Annotated in this window: 24 protein-coding genes; 10 read left to right on the top strand and 14 right to left on the bottom strand. The window is 69.7% G+C overall.

The annotated features are described in order from the left end of the window. Window positions 1-54 precede the first annotated feature (54 nt). Window positions 55-1,095, top strand: coding sequence for a LacI family DNA-binding transcriptional regulator (locus IFU30_RS12980; protein ID WP_064294696.1), 1,041 nt, complete (start codon window positions 55-57; stop codon window positions 1,093-1,095). Window positions 1,096-1,132: 37 nt separating this feature from the next. Continuing rightward, the gene (locus tag IFU30_RS12975) at window positions 1,133-2,050 is read left to right on the top strand and encodes a carbohydrate kinase family protein (protein ID WP_192005537.1); all 918 of its coding nucleotides are present in this window, start codon (window positions 1,133-1,135) and stop codon (window positions 2,048-2,050) included. A 19-nt stretch (window positions 2,051-2,069) separates the two neighbouring features. Here the strand turns inward: IFU30_RS12975 and IFU30_RS12970 are convergent, their stop codons facing one another. Continuing rightward, a complete protein-coding gene (locus tag IFU30_RS12970; protein WP_159879573.1) occupies window positions 2,070-2,702 on the bottom strand; it encodes a MerR family transcriptional regulator in 633 nt (210 codons plus the stop codon). Window positions 2,703-2,771: 69 nt separating this feature from the next. Between IFU30_RS12970 and IFU30_RS12965 the strand changes: the two genes are divergently transcribed. Then, complete coding sequence (locus IFU30_RS12965; RefSeq protein WP_079706937.1) at window positions 2,772-3,263, top strand: DUF4188 domain-containing protein; 492 nt, start codon at window positions 2,772-2,774, stop codon at window positions 3,261-3,263. Window positions 3,264-3,266: 3 nt separating this feature from the next. On the opposite strand, the gene IFU30_RS12960 is transcribed toward IFU30_RS12965, so the two are convergent. Both IFU30_RS12960 and IFU30_RS12955 read right to left on the bottom strand, forming a co-directional pair. Then, entirely contained in the window at window positions 3,267-3,890 is a 624-nt protein-coding gene (locus IFU30_RS12960) for a hypothetical protein (RefSeq protein WP_192005536.1), read from the bottom strand. A 46-nt stretch (window positions 3,891-3,936) separates the two neighbouring features. Further along, window positions 3,937-5,205: an ammonium transporter gene (locus tag IFU30_RS12955; RefSeq protein ID WP_085512342.1), complete on the bottom strand. Its 1,269-nt coding sequence runs from the start codon at window positions 5,203-5,205 to the stop codon at window positions 3,937-3,939. A 177-nt stretch (window positions 5,206-5,382) separates the two neighbouring features. Between IFU30_RS12955 and IFU30_RS12950 the strand changes: the two genes are divergently transcribed. Then, window positions 5,383-5,712, top strand: coding sequence for a GNAT family N-acetyltransferase (locus tag IFU30_RS12950; RefSeq protein WP_192005534.1), 330 nt, complete (start codon window positions 5,383-5,385; stop codon window positions 5,710-5,712). A gap of 7 nt (window positions 5,713-5,719) precedes the next feature. Here the strand turns inward: IFU30_RS12950 and IFU30_RS12945 are convergent, their stop codons facing one another. Further along, entirely contained in the window at window positions 5,720-7,063 is a 1,344-nt protein-coding gene (locus IFU30_RS12945) for a BNR-4 repeat-containing protein (protein ID WP_192005533.1), read from the bottom strand. 500 nt (window positions 7,064-7,563) lie between these two features. Then, on the bottom strand, window positions 7,564-8,832 hold the full coding sequence (locus IFU30_RS12940) for an HNH endonuclease signature motif containing protein (protein ID WP_192005532.1): 1,269 nt from the start codon (window positions 8,830-8,832) through the stop codon (window positions 7,564-7,566). Window positions 8,833-9,232: 400 nt separating this feature from the next. On the opposite strand from IFU30_RS12940, the gene IFU30_RS12935 reads away from it, so the two are divergent. After that, window positions 9,233-9,823 (top strand): DUF805 domain-containing protein, encoded by a 591-nt coding sequence (locus IFU30_RS12935; protein WP_192005531.1) that lies wholly within the window; start codon window positions 9,233-9,235, stop codon window positions 9,821-9,823. 88 nt (window positions 9,824-9,911) lie between these two features. Here the strand turns inward: IFU30_RS12935 and IFU30_RS12930 are convergent, their stop codons facing one another. Then, window positions 9,912-10,370, bottom strand: a complete 459-nt coding sequence (locus tag IFU30_RS12930; RefSeq protein WP_192005530.1) for a VOC family protein — start codon at window positions 10,368-10,370, stop codon at window positions 9,912-9,914. A gap of 98 nt (window positions 10,371-10,468) precedes the next feature. On the opposite strand from IFU30_RS12930, the gene IFU30_RS12925 reads away from it, so the two are divergent. Further along, a complete protein-coding gene (locus IFU30_RS12925; protein ID WP_192005529.1) occupies window positions 10,469-11,476 on the top strand; it encodes a helix-turn-helix transcriptional regulator in 1,008 nt (335 codons plus the stop codon). Here IFU30_RS12925 and IFU30_RS12920 read toward each other — a convergent pair. The 8 genes from IFU30_RS12920 to IFU30_RS12885 all read right to left on the bottom strand — a co-directional run bounded on the left by IFU30_RS12920 (window position 11,430) and on the right by IFU30_RS12885 (window position 20,999). Next, window positions 11,430-12,017 (bottom strand): DUF1349 domain-containing protein, encoded by a 588-nt coding sequence (locus tag IFU30_RS12920; protein ID WP_192005528.1) that lies wholly within the window; start codon window positions 12,015-12,017, stop codon window positions 11,430-11,432. The two genes, IFU30_RS12925 and IFU30_RS12920, sit on opposite strands and share 47 nt — an antisense overlap. Before the next feature lie 35 nt (window positions 12,018-12,052). After that, window positions 12,053-13,630, bottom strand: coding sequence for a glycoside hydrolase family 32 protein (locus IFU30_RS12915; protein WP_192005527.1), 1,578 nt, complete (start codon window positions 13,628-13,630; stop codon window positions 12,053-12,055). A gap of 82 nt (window positions 13,631-13,712) precedes the next feature. Then, entirely contained in the window at window positions 13,713-15,155 is a 1,443-nt protein-coding gene (locus tag IFU30_RS12910; RefSeq protein WP_192005526.1) for a GH32 C-terminal domain-containing protein, read from the bottom strand. A 10-nt stretch (window positions 15,156-15,165) separates the two neighbouring features. After that, entirely contained in the window at window positions 15,166-16,206 is a 1,041-nt protein-coding gene (locus tag IFU30_RS12905) for a LacI family DNA-binding transcriptional regulator (protein WP_192005525.1), read from the bottom strand. Next, a complete protein-coding gene (locus tag IFU30_RS12900; protein ID WP_192005524.1) occupies window positions 16,203-17,117 on the bottom strand; it encodes a carbohydrate ABC transporter permease in 915 nt (304 codons plus the stop codon). Before IFU30_RS12900 ends, IFU30_RS12905 begins: the two co-directional genes overlap by 4 nt. Continuing rightward, window positions 17,114-17,995 (bottom strand): carbohydrate ABC transporter permease, encoded by an 882-nt coding sequence (locus IFU30_RS12895; RefSeq protein ID WP_056013507.1) that lies wholly within the window; start codon window positions 17,993-17,995, stop codon window positions 17,114-17,116. The genes IFU30_RS12900 and IFU30_RS12895 overlap by 4 nt, the downstream gene beginning before the upstream one ends. A gap of 70 nt (window positions 17,996-18,065) precedes the next feature. Beyond that, a complete protein-coding gene (locus IFU30_RS12890; protein ID WP_249404828.1) occupies window positions 18,066-19,427 on the bottom strand; it encodes an ABC transporter substrate-binding protein in 1,362 nt (453 codons plus the stop codon). 81 nt (window positions 19,428-19,508) lie between these two features. Beyond that, on the bottom strand, window positions 19,509-20,999 hold the full coding sequence (locus IFU30_RS12885; protein ID WP_192005523.1) for a glycoside hydrolase family 32 protein: 1,491 nt from the start codon (window positions 20,997-20,999) through the stop codon (window positions 19,509-19,511). Window positions 21,000-21,138: 139 nt separating this feature from the next. Here IFU30_RS12885 and IFU30_RS12880 point away from each other — a divergent pair, with 139 nt between their 5' ends. The 4 genes from IFU30_RS12880 to IFU30_RS12865 all read left to right on the top strand — a co-directional run bounded on the left by IFU30_RS12880 (window position 21,139) and on the right by IFU30_RS12865 (window position 23,765). After that, entirely contained in the window at window positions 21,139-21,414 is a 276-nt protein-coding gene (locus IFU30_RS12880) for a hypothetical protein (RefSeq protein ID WP_079706952.1), read from the top strand. A gap of 42 nt (window positions 21,415-21,456) precedes the next feature. Further along, window positions 21,457-22,470, top strand: coding sequence for a squalene cyclase (locus IFU30_RS12875; RefSeq protein WP_192005521.1), 1,014 nt, complete (start codon window positions 21,457-21,459; stop codon window positions 22,468-22,470). A 78-nt stretch (window positions 22,471-22,548) separates the two neighbouring features. Continuing rightward, complete coding sequence (locus tag IFU30_RS12870; protein WP_192005520.1) at window positions 22,549-23,529, top strand: intradiol ring-cleavage dioxygenase; 981 nt, start codon at window positions 22,549-22,551, stop codon at window positions 23,527-23,529. A gap of 56 nt (window positions 23,530-23,585) precedes the next feature. After that, complete coding sequence (locus tag IFU30_RS12865) at window positions 23,586-23,765, top strand: twin-arginine translocase TatA/TatE family subunit (RefSeq protein ID WP_192005519.1); 180 nt, start codon at window positions 23,586-23,588, stop codon at window positions 23,763-23,765. The last annotated feature ends 2 nt before the right edge of the window (window positions 23,766-23,767 follow it).

The raw sequence follows: 23,767 nt of genomic DNA, 5'->3' as shown, positions 1-23,767 counted from the left end.
CACAGCTCCGCGCGATATGCTGAACTGATTCAGCAAACCGCACGAGGGAGTGTCATGTCCACGCAACGCCGCCGCACGACCCTCGCGGACGTCGCGGAGCGCGCGGGCATGTCCAAGGCCGCGGTGAGCATGATCATGAACGACCGCCCCGGTTCCCGGCTGTCCGCGGACGCCGTCGAGCGGGTTCGCGCCGCCGCAGCGGAGCTCGACTACCGCCCGAACCCCGCGGCCCAGGTGCTGCGCCGCGGGAAGACCAGGACGATCGGGTTCATCTCCGACGAGGTCACGCTCACCCGGCACGCCTCAGGGCTCATCGGCGGTGCGCTCGAGGTGTCGAAGGCCCATGACCACACGATGCTCATCGCGGAGACCGAGGGGATCGAGGGCGGTCTCGCCCGCGCCTTCGAGACGATGATCGACCACCGGGTCGACGGCATCCTCATCGGCCTCCTCGGCGCCCGCCTCATCGACCTCCCCGCCACCTCGACCGGTGTCCCCGTCGTCGTGCTCAACGGAGCGTCCTCCTCAGGACATGCGAACGTCCTGCCCGACGAACGAGCTGCCGGGTACGCGGTCGCGAAGCGGCTCGTCGACGCGGGTCACCGACGGATCGGCGTGGTCGGCGACCTGCCCCAGGACGTCATCAACGATCCGCGACAGACGGCGACGGTGGCACTCCGCTTCGCGGGCATCGCCGCAGCGTTCGCGGAGGCCGGGATCGAACCTGCTCGGGTCGACATCGTCGAGTGGCAGCCGGAACCCGGCTACGAAGCCACGGCCACGCTCCTCGAGCGCCACCCGGACGTCACGGCGATCCTCGCCGCGAACGACGGCGTCGCCTTCGGTGCCTACCAGGTGCTGCTCGAACAGGGTCGTCGGATTCCGCAGGACGTCTCCGTCGTCTCCTTCGACGACGAGATCCTCGCCGGCTACCTGCGCCCGGGCCTCACCACCGCGCGGCTGCCCTACCAGGAGATCGGCGCGCTCGGAGCCTCGATGCTCCTCGGTCAGCACGCCCTCGGGCACGAGCTGGTCACGATGCCGATCATCGAGCGCGACTCGCTCATCGCCGCGGTGTCGACCGACGCCGGTTGACGCCACCCGACCCTCGCACCCAGCAGAGAGAGATGCCATGCACGCAGCCCCCACGACCGACGTCCTCATCGCCGGCGAGACCCTCATCGACATCGTCCGGCGGCTCGACGGGACGCAGGCGGAGAGCCCCGGCGGCAGCCCGGCGAACGTCGGGATCACCCTCGGTAGGCTGGGCCGTGCCCCGGCCCTGGTGACCCATGTGGGCGACGACGAGCGCGGCGCGGCGATCCGCTCCTGGCTCGACACGTCCGCGGTGACCCTCGTGTCGGCTCCGACCGGTCGGACGTCCACAGCTCAGGCGACCCTCGACGCCGAGGGGGCGGCCACCTACGAGTTCGACCTCTCGCTCGATCTGGAGGCCTCGGGTGCGCCGGACGCCGCCGTCGTCCACACCGGCTCGATCGCCTCGGTCCTCGAGCCGAGTGCCGACCGCCTGCGCGAGCTGGTCGAGACGCGTCGTCCCTCGGCGCTCATCACCTACGACCCGAACATCAGGCCATCGCTCATCGACGACGCGGCCCGCGTCCGCCAGGCGGCCCTCGACTGCATCGCGCGCGCCCACGTCGTGAAGGCGAGTGACGAGGACGTCGCGTTCCTGCTGCCCGGTGTGGCACCGGTCGACGCAGCTCGAGAATGGGTCGCGGCCGGGCCGGGACTCGTGGTCGTGACGATGGGTGGTGACGGGGCGGTCGCGGTCAGAGACGGTTCCGTGCTCGAGATCGAGACGCCGCGGGTGCAGGTGGCCGACACCGTCGGTGCCGGCGACACGTTCATGGGTGCGCTGATCGACGGGCTGCTGACCGCCGGTATCGCGGGGCCCGGGGCCGAGGAGCGACTTCGTGAGGTGTCCGACGAGGTGCTGCAGCAGCTGCTCGACCGCGCCGCACGAGCTGCGAGCATCACGGTGTCGCGCCCGGGAGCGAACCCGCCCACCTCGGCGGAACTCGACGCCTGAGGCGCACGACGTCTGCGCGTCAGGACGACTCGGACGGCGGGAGTTCCGTCCCGGCAAACCGCTCCGACGACACCACCTGCTGGGCTGCCCGACGGAGGGCGAGGATCAGCGGTTCGGTGAGCACGGTGCCGAGCACGATGTACTGCACCGCGAGCTCGGGTGAGTCCGCCGGGATGCCGTCGATCTCGGCTTCGGCGATGCTGCGCGCTGCGTCGACATAGCGGTCGAGGACTGCGGGTGGCACGGTGAAGCCGGCTCGTTCCAGGGTGTCCAGGGCTCCGGCCAGGCCGGCGAGGAGTCCGGGATCGCACTGCGCCTCGATCCCGCCGAGTCGTTCGTAGAGCTCCAGTGCGCGGGTCGTGTCGACCGGACCACTCGGGCGCGGGGTGACAGCGGTGTGGGCGACGCCGAGGAGGTCGTACGGACCCGCCGGCGGCGAGTCCAGCGCGGCGACGACGTTCCGGGTCTCCGCGATGCTCACGCCGGCGGTGAGCAGTGCGCGGATCACGCGGAGCCGGGACACGTGGGCGTCGCCGTAGCTCGCCTGGGTCGCCGAGGTGCGCTCGCCTTCCGGGAGGAGTTGCTCGCGCAGGTAGTACTTGATGGTGGCCACCGGCACCTCGGACACTGCCGCGAGTTCCGAGATCCTCATGCTGTCCTCCTCGTCTGGATAGTGCTACTATCCAACTTGGATAGCGTCACTATCGAACAGGAGCAGTCTATGTCACGCGTCGTCGTCGGCCGAATCACCCATCGTCACGAGGGGGAGCTCGTCGTGTTCCACATCGGAATGACCATCAACCAGTGGTGGCGGGTGGACAAATGGCTCCCGATCTTCGGTGACATGCCGCGCATGCTGCAGGAGCTCATGTCCGACCCGGAGTCCGGGCTCCTCGGTTCGCACATCCTGCTCGGTTCCAGCGGCCCGTACCTCGTGCAGTACTGGTCGTCGATCGACAAGCTCTACGCCTACGCGTCGGCACCGGCCTCCGCCCATCGGCCTGCCTGGTCGCGGTTCAACAAGCGCGCCCGGTCTGCTCCGAAGGCCGTCGGCGTCTGGCACGAGACGTTCCTCGTCGACCGCGCCGAGAGCATCTACGTGTCGACGCCGTCCATGGGGCTCCCCGCGGCGACCGAGGCGGTGCCCGTCGGGTCGCGGCAGCAGCACGCGCGACAGCGGTTCGCCGACGGCCGGACCGCCGGTCAGCGCTAGCGGTCAGCGGTAGCGCGGCGGAACGGCGAACGGCGCGGAGACGAGGGCGGCACCCTGCGGGACCTCGCCGTCGCCGCGCCGGATCGGACCGCGCAGGGCGAGGGTGATCCGCAGGCCGTCGGCGGGATCGTGCGCGGTCTCCGGCTGCTCGAAGTTCAGCGTCGGCGGGTCCTCCGAGGTGCTGTAGCTCAACAGGATCATCGAGCTCGACCCCGAGGCCCGCAGCCGCGGTCTCGAGAGACGCACCGAGGATTCGCGCACGGTCAGGACCTCGTCGCGGTGCAGGATGCGCCCGGGGCCGTTCAGCTCGTTCCCACCCGCGCGGACCGCGACCTGTGGGCCGGCGAAGCCGACGATCGCGTGGTTCATGTCGTCGGGGGCGGCGATGAGCCCGGCGGCGTCACGGAGCTCGACGACCTGCAGTCGCCAGCGGATGCGGCGGTCGACGTCGGTGCTCGTCCAGACGTCTCGCACGCTGCCCCGGCCACGGTCGAGTGGTTGCCGCACGAGGTCGGCGAACCGGATGAGCCGCGGTGGGCCCGGGTCGGCCGGTGGTCGTGACGCGACGTCGACGAGGACGAGATGAGCGGGGGTGGCAGCCGGTTCGGGTCCAGCTGCTCCGCGCATCTCGTCCTCGTCGGGTCGGGTCGGGCAGGTCGTTCAGGCCGGTGGATCAGGCCTTGTCGTCGACGAGGATGTAGCCCTCTTCACCGTGGACAACGGTGTCGATACCGGCGATCTCATCCTCGTTCTTCACACGGAATCCGATCGTCTTCTCGATCGCGAAGCCGATGATGAAGGCGAGCACGAAGGAGTAGATGAGGACGGAGAACGCGGCGATCGCCTGGACGAGCAACTGCGAAGCGTCACCACCCATGAAGAGGCCGGTGCCGTTGGCGAAGAAGCCGAGGTACAGGGTGCCGATGAGACCACCGACGAGGTGGATGCCCACGACGTCGAGCGAGTCGTCGAAGCCGAGCTTGAACTTCAGGTCGATCGCGAGCGCACAGACCGCGCCGGCGACGACACCGAGGACGATGGCCCAGATCGGGTGCAGCGAACCGCACGCCGGGGTGATCGCGACGAGACCGGCGACGGCACCGGACGCGGCACCGACGGAGGTCGGCTTGCCGTCCTTGATCTTCTCGACGACGAGCCAGGCGAGCAGGGCTGCTGCCGGGGCGGCGATGGTGTTGACGAACACGAGTGCCGCGGTGCCGTCGGCCGCCAGTTCCGAACCGGCGTTGAACCCGAACCAGCCGAACCAGAGGAGACCGGCGCCGAGGAGGACGAACGGCGGGTTGTGGGGGACGTAGGCGCCCTTCTTGAAGCCGACGCGGCGGCCGAGGACGAGCGCGAGGGCGAGGGCTGCAGCACCGGCGTTGATGTGGACCGCGGTGCCACCGGCGAAGTCGATGACGCCGACGCCGAAGACGTCCTGCAGGCCGTGCGTGATCCAGCCGCCGTAGGCGAAGCTGCCGTCGTCGGCGAGGCCGAAGTTGAACACCCAGCTCGCGACCGGGAAGTAGACGACGGTCGCCCAGATGCCGGCGAAGATCATCCAGGAACCGAACTTCGCGCGGTCGGCGATGGCGCCGGAGACGAGGGCGACGGTGATGATCGCGAAGGTGGCCTGGAAGGCGACGAAGGCGAGTGGCGGGTAGGCCGCTCCCTCAGGCGTCTCGAGGGCGGCGGTCAGGCCGATGTTCCCGGTGTCGATCGCCCAGGGGGCGACGGTGCCTTCGGAGCCGGGGAACGCGATCGCGTAGCCGTAGAGCACCCAGAGGACGCCGATGAGGCCGAGTGCGCCGAAGCTCATCATCATCATGCTGATGACGCTCTTCGCCTTGACCAGGCCGCCGTAGAAGAACGCGAGCCCTGGTGTCATGAGCAGCACGAGTGCCGCTGATATCAGGATGAACGCTGTGTTTCCTTGATCCATTCGAGGTGCCTCTCCGCAGGGACGCGGCTGGAGCGCGTCGGGTGCGCCCAGCGTGACACCGGCGTGTTTCCGATGGCCTGTGCGCGTGTTTCCGGCACGTTGCGGAATCGGCCGCTGCGTAAACAGCACATGACGGATCGCTCGACGTACAGTGGGGACGAACGGAAGGGAGCCCCGATGTCGACATCGAGCACACCCGAGGACGGCCCGCAGGTCGTCCGCAACGACGAGCGTCACGAGTACGAGATCCTCGTGGGGGAGCACGTCGCCGGGATCGCCGGGTACCGCGAGGAACCGGGTCGCATCCTGTTCACCCACACCGAGATCGATCCGGACTTCGGCGGGCAGGGGCTCGGCAGCGTCCTCGCCGCCGCGGCGCTCGACGATGCGGTCGAGCGAGGACTGACGATCGTGCCGTACTGCCCCTTCATCCAGGCCTACCTCCGCAAGCACCCGGACTTCAGTGGTGAGGTGTCCTGGCCCGAGGAAGTGGTGCGGCCAGAGTGACCGGTCGTCACCCGGTGCGCGGCAGGCGGAGCAGGACGGCCTCGCACCGGTAGTCCTGCGAGCTCGCCATGTCGCCGCGGAACCACAGGAGCGAGACGGTCGAGGGGTCGCCGGGCGCGACGATCGGCCGCAGGTTGTCGACGTCCGAGTCCGCCGTGACCGGCGTCCAGGTCCAGGTCGCCCCGTCGTCGTCGGTGCGGCCGTGGAAGATCTCGTGGTGGGCGAGCGGTTGGTCGTCTCGCGGATCGATCGGTGTCGAGACGTAGAGCGAGTCGAGGTCGTCCGGGTCGATGGCGGCGAGTCCGGTGTAGTCCTGCTCGTGCGGGAGGAGGCCGGGGCCGGCGAGGGCGAGCGGATGTACCTGCCAGGAGCCGCCGGGCGTCAGGCGGGCGAACAGGAACCGGTGGTCCAGGACGGGCCGGAGTCGTTCGGCCGCCTCGTCCGGGTGCGCTGGTCCGTCGTCGGCGCGGGCGGAGACGACGGCGGCCACGGTGCCGTCGGGGGCTCGTCGCACGTCGACGGTCCAGCAGTGGGAGAGCAGGTCGCCGGCCCAGCTACCGCCGTCGGGCATTCGTGATCCGGCGGCGACGAGGGTGGTGAGCTCGACCTGCGATGGTGCGTCGCCAAGCAACGGATGCGGGTCGACGACGGCACCGTCGGTTCGGTGGAGCCCGCCGGTGTCGAGGAAGCCGTGGTAGATGCTGTTGTCGAAGTCGCGCGGGTGGTGGTCGGTGGTGATGAGGTCGATCCGCCCGGGGGAGGAGAGGTAGCGCGTGTAGCCGTTGACGTAGCCGATCTTCGGCCGGGTGAACAGCTTGCCGGCGTAGCTCCAGGTGTCGCCGTCGTCGTCCGACACGAGCGCGCACTGGTCGTCGTTGACGGCGCGGGCGAAGCAATACAGTCGGCCGTCGAGTTCGTGGAGGTTCGAGTAGGTCACGCCGAGTCCGCCCGTGTAGGCGCTCCAGTCGAACGTGTGCTCGGGCCCCCAGTGGCGTGGGTCGTGTGGTTCGCTGATGCGCCAGCGGGTGAGGTCGTCGGTCTTGTGACGGGTGTACATCGCGAGCCAGCGCCCGTCGCGCCGCCGCCAGAGGGCCGGGACGTCGTGGTCGTCGGACTCGAGGCGTTCGTGCAGGACGACGACGTCGGCGGTGCCGGTGCTGAGGTCGACGACGGTGACCTCGACGTTGCCGCCGCGCTGCTCGCCGTCGACGCCGCCCGTTGACGCGATCGACCCCACGACGAGGAGGTTCGACCGTGGATCGACGATCGCGCGCTCGTCCTGGAACCAGCACCAGGCGGCGTTGTCGTTGACGACGATCGGCGTGGTGGAGGTGTCGTTTCGGCGCAGCATCGCGACCTTCCGGGTGGGGTTCCGGACGAGGTTACCGGTGCGAGCGCCCGCTCGGCAAGCGCTTTCCAGGACGTGGTGCGGCTCGGAGCGCCCTCTGGCCGGCGGAGGTGCCGGGAGCACCCCGGGTGGGCCTCTTCCGCTCACTGAGGTGTCACGACCCGGCTGCCCTTCGACAGGCTCAGGGACCGAATCGTTCCCGGCGAACCTCTTCCGGTCACTGGGCTTGTCGAAGTGTCCACGAGGACTCCTCGTCGTTGCGGGCGCACCTTTCCCGGTCACTGAGCTTGTCGAAGTGCCCACGAGGACGCGTCGTCGTTCCGGGCGCACTGCTCCCGGTCACTGAGCTTGTCGAAGTGCGCACGAGGAACCCTTCGACAGGCTCAGGGACCGAAACGGTTCGGGCACACCTTTCCCGGTCACTGAGCTTGTCGAAGTGCCCACGAGGAACCCTTCGATACTTCGACAAGCTCAGCGCGGCGCAGCCCAGGGAGCGGAAGGGGTCAGAACGGTGGATCCGGTTCCGTGCGGTGGTGTTTGCCGTCGGGTGTCGTCCACTCGAGGACCCCGCCGGGCCCGTGGTCGAGGTTCCATCCGGGCAGATGCTTCATCCGGTGGTGATGCCGGCAGAGGCACGCGAGGTTCCCGACATCTGTTGTCCCGCCGTCCTCCCACGCGACCGAATGGTCGAGATCGCAGGCCCTGGCGCGCCGCCCGCACCCAGGTGCCCGACAGGTGCCGTCCCGCAGCCGCACCGCGCGCTGCAGATCGGCCGGGACCCGGTACTGATTCCGCCCGACCGAGAGGACCGCACCGGTATCCGGTTGGACGAGGACCCGGGTGAAGCTGGGCGCATTCACCGCGATACGGGCCGCGGTCTCCGGATCGATGGGCCCGTACCCGTCGAGCGTGGCGGGTGCGTCGCTGACGCCGGCCATGCTCAACGCCGGGACGGTGATCTGCACGGTCGGCTTGATGTGCTCCTGCACCTCGATCGGGTGCGGGAGCACCGGGCTCGACATGACGTCTTCCGGGGTCGCGCCGGTGAGCGCGAGCGCCGCGAGGGCGTCCGCCTGCAGCTGAGCACAGGTGCGAGTGTCGCCGGTTGCGCGTGACTCCGCTGCCGCCGCTTCGACGCGCTCGATGATGCCCTGCGCGATCGGTGCCGTGGTGAAGAGGTGCACCCATGCCATGCCGTCCGCTGCGGGTTCGAACTCGACCCGGCGGTCCGCCTCGGAGCGGACCGCTCGGGCGGTGATGGACTCGGGGTGGAGGCGCTCGCGCAGGACGCGAGCGCGTTGCCGGAGGTACGAGACGGTCGCGCTCTCGGCTACCGGAAGGACCTGGTCCAGGAACACAGGCCGCCCTGCGGCCGGGACGTCGCTGAGCTGATCGGTGATCACCTTCGCATGCCAGGCCGAGATGCGGCCGGCCTCGAGTGACGCCAGCACCGCCGGTGCCTCGTTCACGAGACGCTCGGCGTCGTTCGTCGCACGCTGGATCGTCCGCTCCGGCGTCCGCGTCGCCATCGCCAGGGCCGCGCACGTCGACCGACGGGAGAGGGCCCGACGCTCGGCCGGCGGGAAGATGGCCGGGACCGTGGCGTCCGCGAAGGCGTCCGCGTAGGCGGCGGAACGGGCCAGGAGGCGCGCCTTGCGTGCGTCCAAGACGGCCTGTTGCCGGTGGATCTCCGCCCACTCGTCCGAGAACTCCGCCAGCTGCGCGGCGTACTCGTCGCCGACGCGGATCGCGGCTGGCGTGGTCTCGGTCATGGAACAAGTCCATCATGGACCACTGACATTCCAGATGCCGAGTCGAGTTGCTTGTGGAAGTTTCCTCGTGTGCCCTTCGACAAGCTCAGGGACCGGAGGGGGTTGCTCAGGGACCGGAGGGGGTTGCTCAGGGACCGGAGGGGGTTGCTCAGGGACCGGGAGAGGGTCGCCGGAGCGGGAGGTTCCTCGTTTGCCCTTCGACAGACTCAGGGACCGGCCGGGGGTTGCTCGGGCGCCAGAGGGGAGTGCTCAGTCATCGGAGGGGCCACTCAGGGGTCGGCAGAGGGATCATCGAAATGCCGCGGAGCATGCCCGAAGTCGGTCGGTCGCGCAAGTTGTTCGTGAGTGGTCATGTGTTATGCCAGGATCTCAGTACCGTGTACCTCGATCGAAAGACACCATGAGTTCCAACACCACCCCTGAATACCTTGCGACGCCGACGTACGGGCAGCCGTACGCGCCCGCTCCGATCCGCGGCGCCGCCTCCCCGGAGGATCTGACGCTTCCGCTCTACGGGGCGACCTTCCCGCAGGCAATCAAGCGCTACCTCCGCAAGTACGCGACCTTCACGGGCCGCGCCTCGCGGAGCGAGTACTGGTGGGCCACGCTGTTCGTCTTCCTCGTCGCGCTCATCCCGAACATCCTCTTCTTCACGGGCTTCCTGATCGGCGCGACGTCGGCTGCCGCGCAGCGCGAGGCCGTCGTGTTCGACAGCAGCCCGGGCGCACGGACGTACTACACCCAGCCCGGCATCCTCGAGATCCCCGAGGCTGCTCCGCTGATCCTGACGGGCTTCGTGCTCCTCTGCCTCATCGGACTGGCGACCATCGTCCCGAACCTGGCCATCGCCTGGCGCCGCCTGCACGACGCCAACTTCCCCGGCCCGTTCTACTTCCTCTCGCTCATCCCCTCGATCGGTGGCCTGATCCTGTTCGTCCTCTTCCTCCTGCCCTCGAAGCCCGAGGGTCAGCGGTTCGACACGGTGCGCTGAGTCGCAACCTGACGACCGGAACGGGCCGGTGCGGACGAGATTGTCCGCACCGGCCCGTTCTCCGTCTCGCAGGACGTGCGCGAACGCCTCAGCCGGCCGCCGCGACGTCGAGCACCCACGTGACGCCGAACCGGTCCGTCACCATGCCGAAGCCGGGGCTCCAGGCGGACGCTGCGAGCTCCTCGACGATCGAACCTCCGACGACGAGTCGGTTCCAGAACACCTCGACCTCCGCGAGCGTCTCGCCACGCACCGCGACGAAGCAGGACTGCTCGGTGATGGTCGTCCCGTGCTCGCGGCGGGTCGTTCCAGTGCCGATCAGTGACGCCGCCGGAGCTCCGGGGCTGTCGTACGCCATCACCCGGAAGCCGTCCTCGGATTCGACCTGACCGAAGACGACCAGGTCGGCACCCGGGGCGTCCTTCGGCATCCCGAAGTCGCTGTAGCTCGCGATCGTCGTCCGCCCGCCGAAGACGGACTGGTAGAACTCCAGCGCAGCGCGGGCGTCGCCCTGGAAATTGAGGTGGGTCGTGGTCGTGATGCTCATGCGTGCTCCTCGGTTCGTGCCGGGCTCCTCCCGGTCGAGCACCACTGTCCCAGGCGTCTAGGACAGATCGTGTCCTGCACTCGGACTACGCTCGCACCATGGCCTCACCGACCTCCAGACTCCTGCAGTTGCTCTCGCTCCTGCAGGCGCGGCGCGAGTGGCCGGGTGCCCTGCTCGCCGACCGGCTGGACGTCAGCCACCGCACGATCCGCCGCGACGTCGACCGGCTCCGGGAGATGGGGTATCGCATCGAGGCCACGATGGGGCCGGACGGCGGGTACCATCTCGACGCCGGGAGCGAGCTCCCGCCGCTGCTCTTCGATGACGAGCAGATCGTTGCGCTCGCCATCGCCCTCCAGACCGCCGCCGTCGCGGGATCCGGGTTCGAGGAGCCCGCGCTCCGAGCACTGGCGACCGTGAGCCAGGTCCTGCCGTCGCGGCTGCGGCATCGACTGGACGCCGTCGACGTCATCTCGGTGCCCCGAGCCGGCGACGGACCGACGCCCCAGGTGGCCGTCCCGGTCCTCCTCGCGCTGTCCGCGGCCATCCGCGCGCGGGAGGTGCTCCGGTTCGGGCGATCCGACGACGACCCGGAACCGCCCCGGCGCGTCGAGCCGCACCACCTGGTCACCTCCCAGGGACGCTGGTACCTCGTGGCCTGGGACCTCGATCGCGACGACTGGCGGATCTTCCGCGCCGACCGCATCGCGCCGAGGACGCCGACCGGACCGCGGTTCCGTCCGCGGGAGGTGCCGGGTGGAGACGTGCAGGCGTTCGTGGCGGCGAGGTTCAAGGGTTCAGAGCAGACCGACGCCTGGCCCTGTGTCGGCACCGTCGTGCTCCACCTGCCGATCGAGGCGGTCCGACCGTTCGTGGGCGACGGCACCGCCGAGCCCCTCGGCCCGGACCGCACGCGCTACACCGCCGGCGCTTGGTCGTGGGTCGCGCTCGCCGCCTCCCTCAACCGCTTCGACACCGACATCGACGTCGTCGAGCCGCCCGAGCTCGCCGCCGCGTTCGCGCAGCTCGCGGAGCGCAACGCCGCGACCGCGCAGACGGTCAGCCGTGGAGCGCGTCGTCCGGCGGTCCGAGACGCACCGCGGTGAACCAGACTGTGAGGCCGGCGCGCGTGGGGGCCGCGCAGAAGAGTCCCGCCTCGACGTCGGCCTCCGGGTCGAGGTGGGCGACGCGGACCAGTCGCCAGTCCTCGTCGTCCACCCGGGCGCGCACGGTGACGGCGTCGCCGTCGCGGCTCGCGCGCACGGTGACCGTTCGTCCGAGCCAGTCGGGGACCGGCGCCACCGACCAGTCCGAGGTGCCGTGCGTGACGACCGCGCCGAGCTGGGCGACCCCGTCGGACACCTCGACCCCGGCCTTGATCCACGTCGACTCGGAGGCGCGGAGGAACACACCGGCCTGATCGAACTGCTCGGAGCCGTCGAGGACGAACGACACCTCGATCGCCGCCCGTCGCTGCATCGGCGCGATCAGCGCGTGCTCCGTGTCGTGGACGAAACCGTAGGAGGTGTGCCGCCAGGCGTCACTGCCCTCGACGGCGGTGACGAGCAGGGAACCGTCCGGCTCCGTCGTCACCGCCGCAGGGGCCGTCGTCCAACGTCCGTGCTCGGCAAGGCTCTGGAGATCCATCCGTCCATCCTGACGTATGGATGCGGGAGCTCGCCTCAGATCGCCGTGCCGAACTCGCGGATGGTGATCCCCGAGGCGGTCAGCGGGCCGCCGTCGGTGTAGAGCGAGATCCCCGTGTCGCCCTCGGCGAAGTGCACCTGCTGCGAAACGACGGTGTGACCGGCGTTGACGAAGACCTCGACGCTCTGGGTGTCGACGAAGACCCGCAGGTGGACCGGGCGTGCAGCCGCGTCGATCGGTGCTGCGGCTCGCGTGTACGGCTGCAGTGAGAAGCCGGCCAGGTCGGACGGTGCGCGGTCGACGTAGAGCTCGGCCCCGGCCTTCCCGATGTTGGTGTGTCGGGAGCCGTCCGCCGAGCGCCCGACGGAGAGACCGACGTTGGTCGCGGTGTCCCAGGTGAGGTCGAGCTCGATCTCGTACGCCCGGCCGCTCCAGGGCAGGACGGCGCTCCCGGTGACCGTCTGGTCCGGGAGGGGGACGGTGGTGGTCGCATACCCGGCCAGGGCGTCCACGGGTGAGCTGAGCAGGCTGTACCGACCACCGGACTGGGCCTCGAGTCGCAACTCCCGGACGACGGAGTTCTGGCCGTTGTAGCCGTCCGAGGCGTCGGTGGGGACGTCGCGGGCCGCGTACTTCCAGTTGTTCATCCACGCGATCGCGAGCCGGCGGTCGTCGGGCGACTCCGCCTTCGGCCAGGTGACGGCGGCATACCAGTCCCAGCCCCAGTCCAACCACTGCGGGGTGAGGTCGTCGGCCGTGAACCGCGTCCCGTCCCAGGTGCCCGTCCAGTAGGCGTAGGTCATCGGCAGGCCGATCGAGTAGGCGTCCATGCTGGCGCCCAAGACCCAGTGCCAGCTGCCGTCACCCGCTCGCATCTGGAACAGGTCCGGGCACTCGATGCCGCCGAGGTCGTGGTTCGGGAAGTCGAAGTTGTGCTGCAACTGCCACGTGGTGAGATCGGGCGAGGTGTAGAAGGCCGCGTAGCGCGCCCGGCCGATGACGCAGACCCACTCGCTCCTGGCCGCGTCCCAGTGCACCTTCGGGTCCCGGAACCACTCGGCGTTCTCGATCTCCGCCGTGGTCTGGGCCGCACGTCCGTCGGTGTTCACGATCACCGGGTCGGGGAGCATCGTGAACGTGAAGCCGCCGTCCGTCGACCAGTAGAGGTACTGCTCCTGGTACTTCCGGACGCCGTCCGTGGGCTGCGTCGCGAGGGCGATGACCGCGCCCGCCCCGAAACCGGCGGTGTTCGCGGTGTCGACGACGGCGGATCCCGACCACACCGGGAAGTCCGGCTGCAGCGGCATGACCGTCCCGTGGTGGGTGAAGGCGACGCTGTCGGTCGTCGTCGCGTGATCCCAACCGCCCGGGCCGTTGTTCTGGCCGGAGTGCAGGTAGTACAGCTGGTAGGCGCCGTTCGTGAACACCGGTCGTTGCGGGTCGCAGAGCCACCCCGACGGCGGCGTCATGTGGAACACCGATCTGAGGGAGGCCTGCGCCTGTGCGGTGGTCTGCGCCTGTGCGGCGAGGGGTGTGCCGGCACTCGCGAACAGGGCGAGTGCCCCGAGGCCGGCGCCCTGGAGGACGGTTCGGCGGGAGAGGTCGTGCGTCATTGCGGTTCCTTTCGTCGGTGCCGCGGGCACGCCGAAGGCACCCGTGGCGGGGATGGGGCTGGATCGTGCGGTGGAGGACTTTTCAGGCGAGCGCGTGCACCTGGTCGGTGGCTGGCACCCGGTCGAGGACGGCGACGGCGACCGAGACAGGACTGGCGCGTTCACTCGCGAGGGTCAGCGTCGGTCGTCCGCTCCCGAGGAGGACGAGGTCGGAGACGGTGGCGAGACCGCCGTCGACGAACAGCTCGAGCAGCGGGCCGTCGAGGCTGAGGAGAAGCCGAGCCGGCCGGTCGCCGGCGAGCGGGACGATGCTCGTGGAGGCGAAGTCGGGGTGCACCGTCTCCATGGCACCGCCCGACCGGGTGACGGCGAGTGACGCCGCCGCCGGGTCGTGGACGATGAGGACCGCTCCGTCGGTGTCAGCCGTCAGTCGGAGCCGCAACTCACCCGTGACCGACGGATCCCAGCGCAACTCGACCACGCCGTCACCCTCGAGCGCCAGGTCGACGGCGTCCGAGGACAGGGCGACGGTCGTCGGGTCGATCGCGGCCAGTCGTTCCCGGACGAAGGCCGGCGGCTCCTGCACGAGTCGCGGCTCGCCGTCGACCGTGGTCAAGGACAGGCGTCTGGGGAGCGACATCGCGCCCCGCCACGGTGAGGCGGGGAGGTCGGCGGCGTAGCGCCAATTGCCCATCCAGCCGAGGATCACCGCTTCGCCGTCCGGAGCGCGGTCGAACCCGACCGCCGCGTAGAAGTCCCGACCGTGGTCGAGCCGCTGCAGCTCGGCCCGCTCAGGCGTGAACACCGAGCCGTCGAAGTCGCCGACGAGATAGCTCATCGACGACCCGTCCGGGTCCTGCGCGTCGCCGATCGGGTTGGTGCTGAGGAGCAGGACCCATCGGATCTCGTCCGGGAGTCCGTCGACCGCGAGCGGGATGAGGTCGGGGCACTCCCACACGACGCCGGTGGGTCCGATCGGACCGACGGTGCTCACGTGCTCCCAGGTGCGGAGGTCGGTGGAGGAGTACACGAGGACCTGACGCTCCACGGCTTCCACCGTGAGCATGATCCAGCGGAAGCCTGCGGCGTCCTCGTACCGGATGATCTTCGGGTCGCGGAACGCGTGCGAGCCGCGGTCGAGGATCGGGTTCTCCGGGTCCCGCTGCCAGGTGAGCCCGTCGTCGTCACTGGTCGCCCGGGACTGCGCCTGCCGACCGTCGGTGGACACGCTCGTGTAGTACGCCGTGAGGCGTCCGTCGGGACCCGCGGCGACCACGGATCCCGAGTACACCTGCTCCTCGGCGGTGTACCGCAGGGCGACCGGATGCTCGTCCCAGTGCTGCAGGTCGACGCTCGAGGCGTGACCCCAGCTCATGTTGCCCCAGTCGCCACCCTCCGGGTTGTACTGGAAGAACGCGTGCCACCTCCCGCGGTGGAAGACCAAGCCGTTCGGGTCGTTCATCCAGTTCCGCTCGGGCGTCAGGTGGAAGCCGGGCCGTGGAAGGGCGTGCTGTTCGTCGTGCACGGTCGCGCCCTCAGACGGAGTGCCGCGGGACGGCCGGGCAGGCGATGAGCTGCGGCCCGGCGGGCAGCGCGGCGTCGAGACCGAGCAGCCGACGGACACCGGCCGCCCCGAGCTCGTAGTGGGGGAGGGCGACCGTCGACAGCGGTGGCCGGAGGTGGGCGGCGATGACGTCCTGGTTGTCGAACCCCATGACGGCCATGTCGTCGGGGATCCGCAGTCCGCGCTCGCGCAGGCCGTCATAGAGGCCCATCGCTACACGGTCGTTGTGGCAGAACACCGCGGTGGCGCCCGAGTCGACGACCTCGACGGTCGCCGCGTACCCGCCCTCCTGCTCCGGTGAGGCCGGGAACACGAGGGCGTCGTCGAAGGCCACCCCCGCCGCCTGCAACGCCGAGCGGTACCCGGCGAGCCGGCCGGTCTGTGCCGGTGAGGGGGTCGTCGTGTTGACGAACGCGATCCGTCGGTGACCGGCCGCGAGCAGCGCCTCGGTCGCGGTCCGCCCGCCCTGCTCCTCGTCGGGGACGACGGCCGGGAGCCCGCTGCCGGCGGCGTAGCAGTCGACGAGCACGGTGTCGGTCTGGAGGAGCGCCTCCGGCACGGTGATCTCGTGGTGGAACCAGGTCGAGTAGAGGATCCCGCGGACCTGGTGCTCGAGCATCATCGCGATCGCCTCCTCCTCGGCGGCCGTGTTGCCGTCGGTGTTGGCGACGAGCAGGACGTAGCCGTGGCGCCACGCCTCGTCCTGGGCGCCGTGGATGATCTGGCCGGCGAACGGGGTCGTCGCGATCGCGTCGGCGACGAGGCCGATGAACCGGGAGTGCCCCTGGGACAGCGTCTTCGCGAGGGCGTTCGGCCGGTAGCCGAGCTCCGCCACCGCCTCGTGCACCCGACGTTTCGCGTCCTCGCCGATCCGCGACCCCGGCTTGTCGTTGACGACGTGCGAGACGGTCGCCACGGAGACGCCGGCGGCCTTCGCGACGTCGCGCATCGTGATGCCCGAGGTGTTCTTCGGGTGGTCCGCGCCGGGCTTCGGCTGGTCGGTGCTGCTCATCCCTTGGTCGCTCCGCTCTCGAGGCCGCTGATCATCGCTTTGTTCAACACGAGGAACACCAGCAGCAGCGGTGTGACCGTGACGCAGACGGCGGCGAACGTCGCCGTCCAATCAGTGTTCCCCATCGCCCCGATGTAGTTCTGCAGGCCGAGCGGGATGGTCTTCAATCCGTCCGAGAGCACGAAGGTGTTCGCGAAGATGAAGTCGTTCCAGATGAAGATGCTGTTGACGAGCACGACCGTGATGATCGTGTTGACCGAGAGCGGGAACGTGATCTGGCCGAAGATCCGGTACGGGCCCGCCCCGTCGAGCGACGCGGCCTCGTACATCTCCCGCGGGATGTACTCGTAGAACGAGGAGAACAGGTACACCGCCATCGGCAGGGCGAACGCCGCCAGCGGGATGATCATCGACAGGTGGGTGTCGAGCAGGCCGACCTGCGAGTAGTCGATGAACAGCGGGACGAGCGCGATCTGCACGGGCACGATGATGCCGAGGAGGAACAGGCCGCGGACGAGCCCACTGAACCGGAACCCGAGGACCTGGAGCGCGTACGCCGCCATCATGCCGGCGATGACGATCAGGGCACTCGACCCGAGGGTGACGATCAGGCTGTTGACGATGTTCAGCCCGAGGTTGCCGGTCGAGAACGCCCGCGCGTAGTTCTCGAGCGTCCACTCGGACGGTAACGCGAAGGGGTTGCCACCGGCGAAGTCCGCCGCCGTCCGGAAGCTCGTGAGCAGCAACCAGACGAGCGGGTAGACCTGGACGAGCACGATCGCGACGACGGTCACGGTGAGGATCGTCCGCTGCACCCGCACGCGCGGGGTGTGCCGGGGCTTCCGCTTCGGTGCCGGCGCCGCCGGGGGCGCGACGTGTTCGGTCGGCCGGGCGGGGAGGGTGGCGGTCATGACTTGTCCTTCCGTCGGAGCAGCAGGAAGATGAGGCCGACGGCGACGAGACACTCGACGACGATGAACATGGAGATCGCGCTGGCGTAGCCGTAGTCCGTGTGGACGAACGCCGTCTTGTACATGTACGTGGTCAACAGCTCGGACGACTGACCGGGACCGCCGTTCGTCAGCAGGTACGGGATGTCGAAGCCACGGAGGGCGAAGGTCGTCGCCATGACCGTCGTCGTGATCCACACCGGCCGGATGTACGGGAAGCGGATCCGCCAGAAGATCTGCCACCAGGAGGCGCCGTCCAGCCGAGCGGCCTCCTCGAGGTCGCGGGGCACGGCCATGAGGGCGGCGTAGATGATGAGCATGTACAGGCCGGTGAACCGCCAGCCCTCCGGGATCGACACGGCCGCGAGGACCGTCTGCACGTTCGACAGCCAGGCCGTCTGGAGGTCGCCGAGGCCGACCCACGCGAGCAGCTGGTTGATCAGCCCGACCGGCTCGAGGGCGTACAACCGCTGGAACAGGATGGCGATCGCGACCGTCGAGATGACGGCAGGCAGGAGGTACAGCGTCTTGACGAGCTCGCGGGCCCGGGGGAGGGCCGTGAGTAGCCCGGCGACGAGGAGCGCGCCGCCGAGCTGGAGCACCAGACAGATCGCGAGGTAGCCGAGGGCGTTGCCGAAGGAGGTCCAGAACACGTCGTCCCGGGTGAGCATCTTGACGTAGTTGTCGAGTCCGACGAACGCCATGTCCGTGATGCCGTCCCACGAGAAGAGGCTGAGGAACAGCGACTGCACGATCGGCAGGAGCACCGCGACACCGTAGAGGACGAGCGGCGGCACGAGGAACACGAGCACCGACAGCGTCGACCGGCGGGGCAGCATCGAGGTGGACATCGGCTTCCGCCGCCGCGGTGGGCGGGCCGATGCCGCGCCCACCGCGCTCTGGGTGAGTTCAGTCATCGACGTTCTCCGTGAGGGCCGCATCCATCGTCGTGATGAACTCGTCCGGCGTGATGTCGCCCTGCACGAGCAGGGTCAGCTCCTGCTGGAGTCGGGTGTTCGTGGCCGGGTCGAGCTGGGTGTCCCAGGGCATCGCGATCGCCGGTCCGACGCCGTCGGCCTGCGCCACGGAGCTCGCGTACAGCTCGGTCGCGTTCGCTGGGACGGTGGTCTGCGCGGAGGTCGTCGGCGACAGCGCGCCAGTCGCCGCGTAGAGCTCCGGGTAGCGCTCGAGGGCGAACGCGAGGAAGTCGCGGACGAGCGGGTCGTACGTCTTCGCGTTCACGGCCATGCCGATGCCGGAGGGGGTGACGTACTCGTTGTCGGCGGTGACGGCACCGTCGATGGTCGGCAGCGTGAAGGTGCCGACCGCGTCACGGACGCCGGGGTCGAGCGCATCCGTCGCGAGGTTCGAGAGTTCCCAGGTGCCGATGTTGTAGACCGCGGCCTTCCCCGAGGTGAAGAGCGCCTGCGCGTCCGCGTAACCGGTCGAGGAGAACCCCTCCTGGAAGCAGCCGGCCTGCCCGAGGTCGTACAGCCATTCGGCCGCGGCCTGTCCTGCCGGGTCTGAGAAGGATGCCTTCCCGGCCTTCAGGTCCTGGATGTACTCGGGACCCGCCATCCGGAACGGGTAGTAGGCCATGTAGCGCTCGAGCGGCCACTGGTCCTGACCGTCGAGTGCGATCGGGGTGACGCCCTTGGCGCGGAGCGCCTTGCACATGGCGGGGAAGTCGTCGAGCGTGGCCGGGACGGTGACGCCGGCGTCCTCGAGCAGGGAGCGGTTGTACCAGAAGAACTCCAGCTGGAACTCGAACGGCACCATGTACAGCGAACCGTCGTCGAACCGCTGGTAGTTGAGCGCCGCCTCGCGGTAGGAGTCGGCGAGCCCGAGGTCCTCGAGGAGCAGGTCGACGTCGACCATCCGGCCCTGCTTCGCGAGCTTCTGCGCGAACGGGGTCGCGTCGGTGTCGAAGAGCTCGGGGAGCTTGTTCGCGGCCGCGAGGGTCTCGTACTTCTGGATGTAGGACGGGCGGTCGGGCGTCGTGATGAGGTTCAGCGAGAAGCCGGGGTGGTCCTTCGCGTACTCGTCGGCGATCTGCTCCATGGCGGTGATCACCCCGCCGTCGGCCGGGCGGGAGAGCAGCCACGAGATCTCGCGGGGGACGATGTCGCCCTTCGGGTCGACGTCGGTCGGGTCCGTGGCGCTCGATCCGCCGGCGCAGCCGGAGAGGGCGAGCGCTGCAGCGGCGACGAGCGCCACGGAGGCGGTGCTGCGGGTGGGGCGCATGGTGCGGGGGCGTGCGGTGGTTGGCATGGTCGGAATCTCCGTTGATCGATCACAGGTGGGTGCGGGTGTGCGGGTGGTGGTGCAGCAGGGCGGAGCGTGGTGTCGGGATCAGGACGTGGTGCTGGTGAGGAGTCGGTGTGAGGTGGGGTCGTCGTCGGAGTCGCCGCCGTCGCGTTCCAGGAGCGTGCACGCCTCGACGGTGACGGTCCCTTCACCGACGAAGACGCCGACGCGACCGCTCGGTCGGTCGTAGAGGCGCGTGCTGAGGACGACCGCGTCGTCGACGGTCGCGACGCAGAGGTCGCCGTCGACGATCACCTCGAGCTCGTGCAAGCCGGGGGCCAGGTGGCAGGGGCGTTCGAGTTCGACGACGAACGGGACGTCGCCCGAGATCTGCCACTGCTCCGTGCCGGTGCTGGAGCGAGGCCAGCGGTCGAACACGAGGCGGTCGCGCTTCGGCTCCAGGCGCAGGACGTAGCCCTCGTCGCCGTCGTCGCTCGCTCGGAGGAGGACGCCGCACTCGGTCGTGCCGGGGGCGATGTCGAACCGGGCGACCAGTCGGAAGGAACTCGGTGCGTCCACGGCCGACAGGGCGTCGGCGTACCCGTCGGGGGCGCTCAGGACCGTGCCCCGGGCGACGACGGTGTCCGTCGGCTCGTCGGCGGGCGCGAAGGTGTCGCGGAGTTCGGTGGGCGGATGGAAGGCGAGGGTGCCGTCGGCACGCTGCTCCGCTTCGAGGACCGACATGGTGCCGGCCCACTGCCAGGCGCCGGCGTCGTGGGCTCCCTCACGCGAGGCGATCCAGCCGAAGAAGAACCGGCGTCCGTCACGGGCGGCGGACTTCGCCGCGTAGTAGGCGCGTCCGTCGAGCGTGTCGTGCTCGGGGACGAGCCAGGGTCCGTGCAGGGTGCGCGACATCCGGTAGCGCGTCGTGAACGACTCACTGAACTCGGAGTACACGAGGTACCACCAGTCGCCCCACTGGAAGACCTCGGGGCACTCGTCGGCGATGTAGCGGCGCGGGTCCCAGAACGGCTCGACGGGTTCCCAGGTCGAGAGGTCCGTGGAGATGCATTGCGCGATGACGCCGCGACGCCGTTCCGGTCCGTGTGCGTGTCGGGCGGTGATGAGCATCCGCCAGACGGCCGCGTCCTCGTCCCAGAAGACGAAGGGATCCCGCCAGTCGGCGGTCTCATACCCTGCGGTGGCGCCGAAGGTGTCGGCCTCCCGGCGCTCCCAGGTGCGCATGCCGTCGGTGCTGACGGCGTGCATGACGAGTTGCAGCGCCAGACCGTCGGCACCGCGGCGCTCCGGGTGTTGTCCCGTGTAGAAGACGTGGTGGACCCCGTCGGGGCCCAGGACGACGCTGCCCGTGTAGACGTTGAAGTCCGGCGCGGACGGTCCGCCCGACGCCAGTGCCTCGCCGAGGTCGTCGAAGTCGACGAGGTTTCGGGTGGTCACGCGATGCCACGGCATGCCGATCTTGGGCACACGACGCGACTCGTGCAGGTAGAGGAGGTGGAAGACACCGTCCTCCTGCCAGGGGATGACGTCTCCGACCCATGCGCCGTTCGGCTGGTGGAACCCTCGTTGGTTCATGACGTCCTCTGCAGTGAGTGGTTAATCGGTTACGCAGTTACCGTAGCGGGATGCCGAGAAGGTGGTCAAGCGGTTAAGCAAAGTTAAGCAGCTCGATCGTCGACTTGCCCCACGCGACATTCGAACGTATGTTCGACACATGACCCGCCCGCGTCCGATCCGCCTCGACCACGACACGTGGCTCGTGATGCGGAACGATCCGGTGATCCCGAAGGCGGTCATCGAACGGCGCCGGGATCGGGGCGGTGCCGACGCCTACTTCGTCATCGCCTGGGACATCGATCCGCTCAAGCGGGTGTTGATGAGCGTGCAGCCGAGCCTGGAACGCGCCGACGCCCTCGTGCGATACGACGTCCCGCGCACCACCTCCGACCGCGACGGACCGCCCAACGGGCTCAAGGCCACCCCGCGCTGATCCGCTCTGTCGGAGCGCGCCGTCGGGGAGTAGCGTTCCCGCATGGCGATCGATCCGAAGCTGCTCGACTGGTTGCTCGACGCCGATCCGGCTCTCCGGTGGCAGGTCGAACGAGACCTGGCGGGTGCGCCACCCGAGGTCTGGGAGGCGACGCGGAGCACCGTCGCGACGACCGGGTTCGGTGCCGAGCTGCTCGCGCATCAGGACCCTGACGGACAGTGGGCGGGCGGCGCGTACTTCCCGGCCGGTTTCTTCGGCAGTGCCGAGCAGGAGGAGCCCGGGCAACCCTGGGTCGGGACCACCTGGGCGCTCAAGGACCTCCGCGAGTGGGGTGTCGACGCCGCCGCCCTGACCGACACGGCCGAGCGCCTGGCTGCCAACAGTCACTGGGAGTACGACGACCTCCCGTACTGGGGCGGCGAGGTCGACGTCTGCATCAACTCGTTCACGCTCGCCACCGGCGCCTGGCTCGGTGTCGACGTCTCGCCGCTCGCCGCCTGGTTCACCACGCATCGCCTCGCCGACGGCGGCTGGAACTGCGAGGCGGAGGAGGGCGACTCGGTGCGGTCCTCCTTCCACTCGACCCTCAACGCGGTGCGGGGTCTCCTGGCGTACGAGGCGTACACGGGTGACTCGAGCGTGCGTGAGGCCCGGCAGGGTGGCGAGGAGTACCTCCTGACGCGACGACTCCTCAACCGGGCGACGACCGGGGAGCGGGTCGGCCCGTTCGTCGACCACCTGGTCTTCCCGAACCGCTACCGCTACAGCGCCCTCGCCGCCCTCGACCACTTCCGGGACGCCGCCCTCGCTGATGGCACGCTGCCGGACCCGCGCCTCGCCGACGCCGTCGAACTCGTCCGTGCGGCTCGCCGGTCGGACGGGACCTGGCTTCAGGGGCGGCCCCTGCCCGGACGCGTCTGGTTCGACACCGACGTGCCGGAGGGTGAACCGTCGAAGTGGCTCACGCTCATCGGTTCCCGAGTCCTCGCCTGGTGGGACGATGCAGGCTCGGCAACCGCCCAGCAGACCCATCGACGACGTATGGACGGCTCATAGGAAGCCCATAGCCGGCACGCCGATGCTCGTCTCACGACCGATCGAGACCACCGATCGCAGACGAAGGCGAGGCGCACCATGAGCAGGATCCCGACACCCGAGACCACCCCGGACGGCCCGGCCTACGAGGGCCGCCTGCTCGACCGGGCAGACGAGGAGGTCGTCGACCAGGGCGTCGCGTTCGACCTCGGGACCCTCGTCAGCCGACGCACGGTGCTGAGCCTCGTGGGCGCCGGGGTCGGGGCCGTCGCGCTCGCCGCCTGCTCCACCGGGGCGTCCGGCAGCAGCAGCACGAGCACGGGTGCCGCGAGTTCCGGCACGAGCACCGCGACGGCGACCGGCGACCTCCCATCGGGCGAGATCCCCGACGAGACCGCTGGCCCCTACCCGGGCGACGGCTCGAACGGAGCCGACGTGCTCGAGGAGTCCGGCATCGTCCGCAGCGACATCCGGTCGAGCATCGGGTCCGGGACCACCGCGAGCGGGGTCCCCATGGCCCTCTCGCTCACCATCCTCGACATGGCGAACGGTGACGCCCCGTTCGCCGACGTCGCCGTGTACGTCTGGCACTGCGACGCGTCGGGCGGCTACTCGATGTACTCCGACGGGATCGAGGACGAGACCTACCTCCGCGGCGTCCAGGTCGCCGACAGCTCGGGGACCGTCTCGTACACCTCGATCTTCCCGGCCTGCTACTCGGGCCGGTGGCCGCACATCCACTTCGAGGTGTACCCCACGGTCGCGGACATCTCCGACTCCGCGAACGCCATCGCGACCTCGCAGGTCGCCCTGCCGCAGGCGGCGTGCGACACCGTCTACGCGCTGTCGGGCTACGACGGCTCGAGTGGGAACCTCGCCCAGGTGAGTCTCGACGACGACAACGTCTTCGGTGACGACGGCGGCGCCCTGCAGCTCGCGACGGTGACGGGCGACGCGACCTCGGGATACCAGGTGGCGCTCACCGTCCGGGTGGACACCACGACGACGCCGACCGCCGGTGCCGCTCCGTCCGGCGGTGGCGGGGCTGGCGGCGGAGGAACGCCGCCGAGCGGGCGCTGACCGCGCCACCTCCACGCACTCCTGTCCTGACCCGTATCGACCCGAAAGGACCCGTCATGGGATTCCTCCAGAACCTCACCGGCTGGCACGCCCTCATCGTCCTCGCCGTCATCCTGCTGTTCTTCGGCGCCGCGAAGCTCCCGAGCCTCGCCCGCAGCGTCGGGCAGTCGGCGCGCATCCTGAAGGACGAGGTGTCGGCCGACGCAGACACGCGCGCAGACACCCCTGCCGCCTGATC

This window comes from Plantibacter sp. CFBP 8798 (assembly GCF_014841195.1).
In the GTDB taxonomy this organism is placed as follows: domain Bacteria; phylum Actinomycetota; class Actinomycetes; order Actinomycetales; family Microbacteriaceae; genus Plantibacter; species Plantibacter auratus.
The sequence above is the reverse complement of the archived record's forward strand: the minus strand, read 5'-3'. Positions and strand labels throughout refer to the sequence as shown.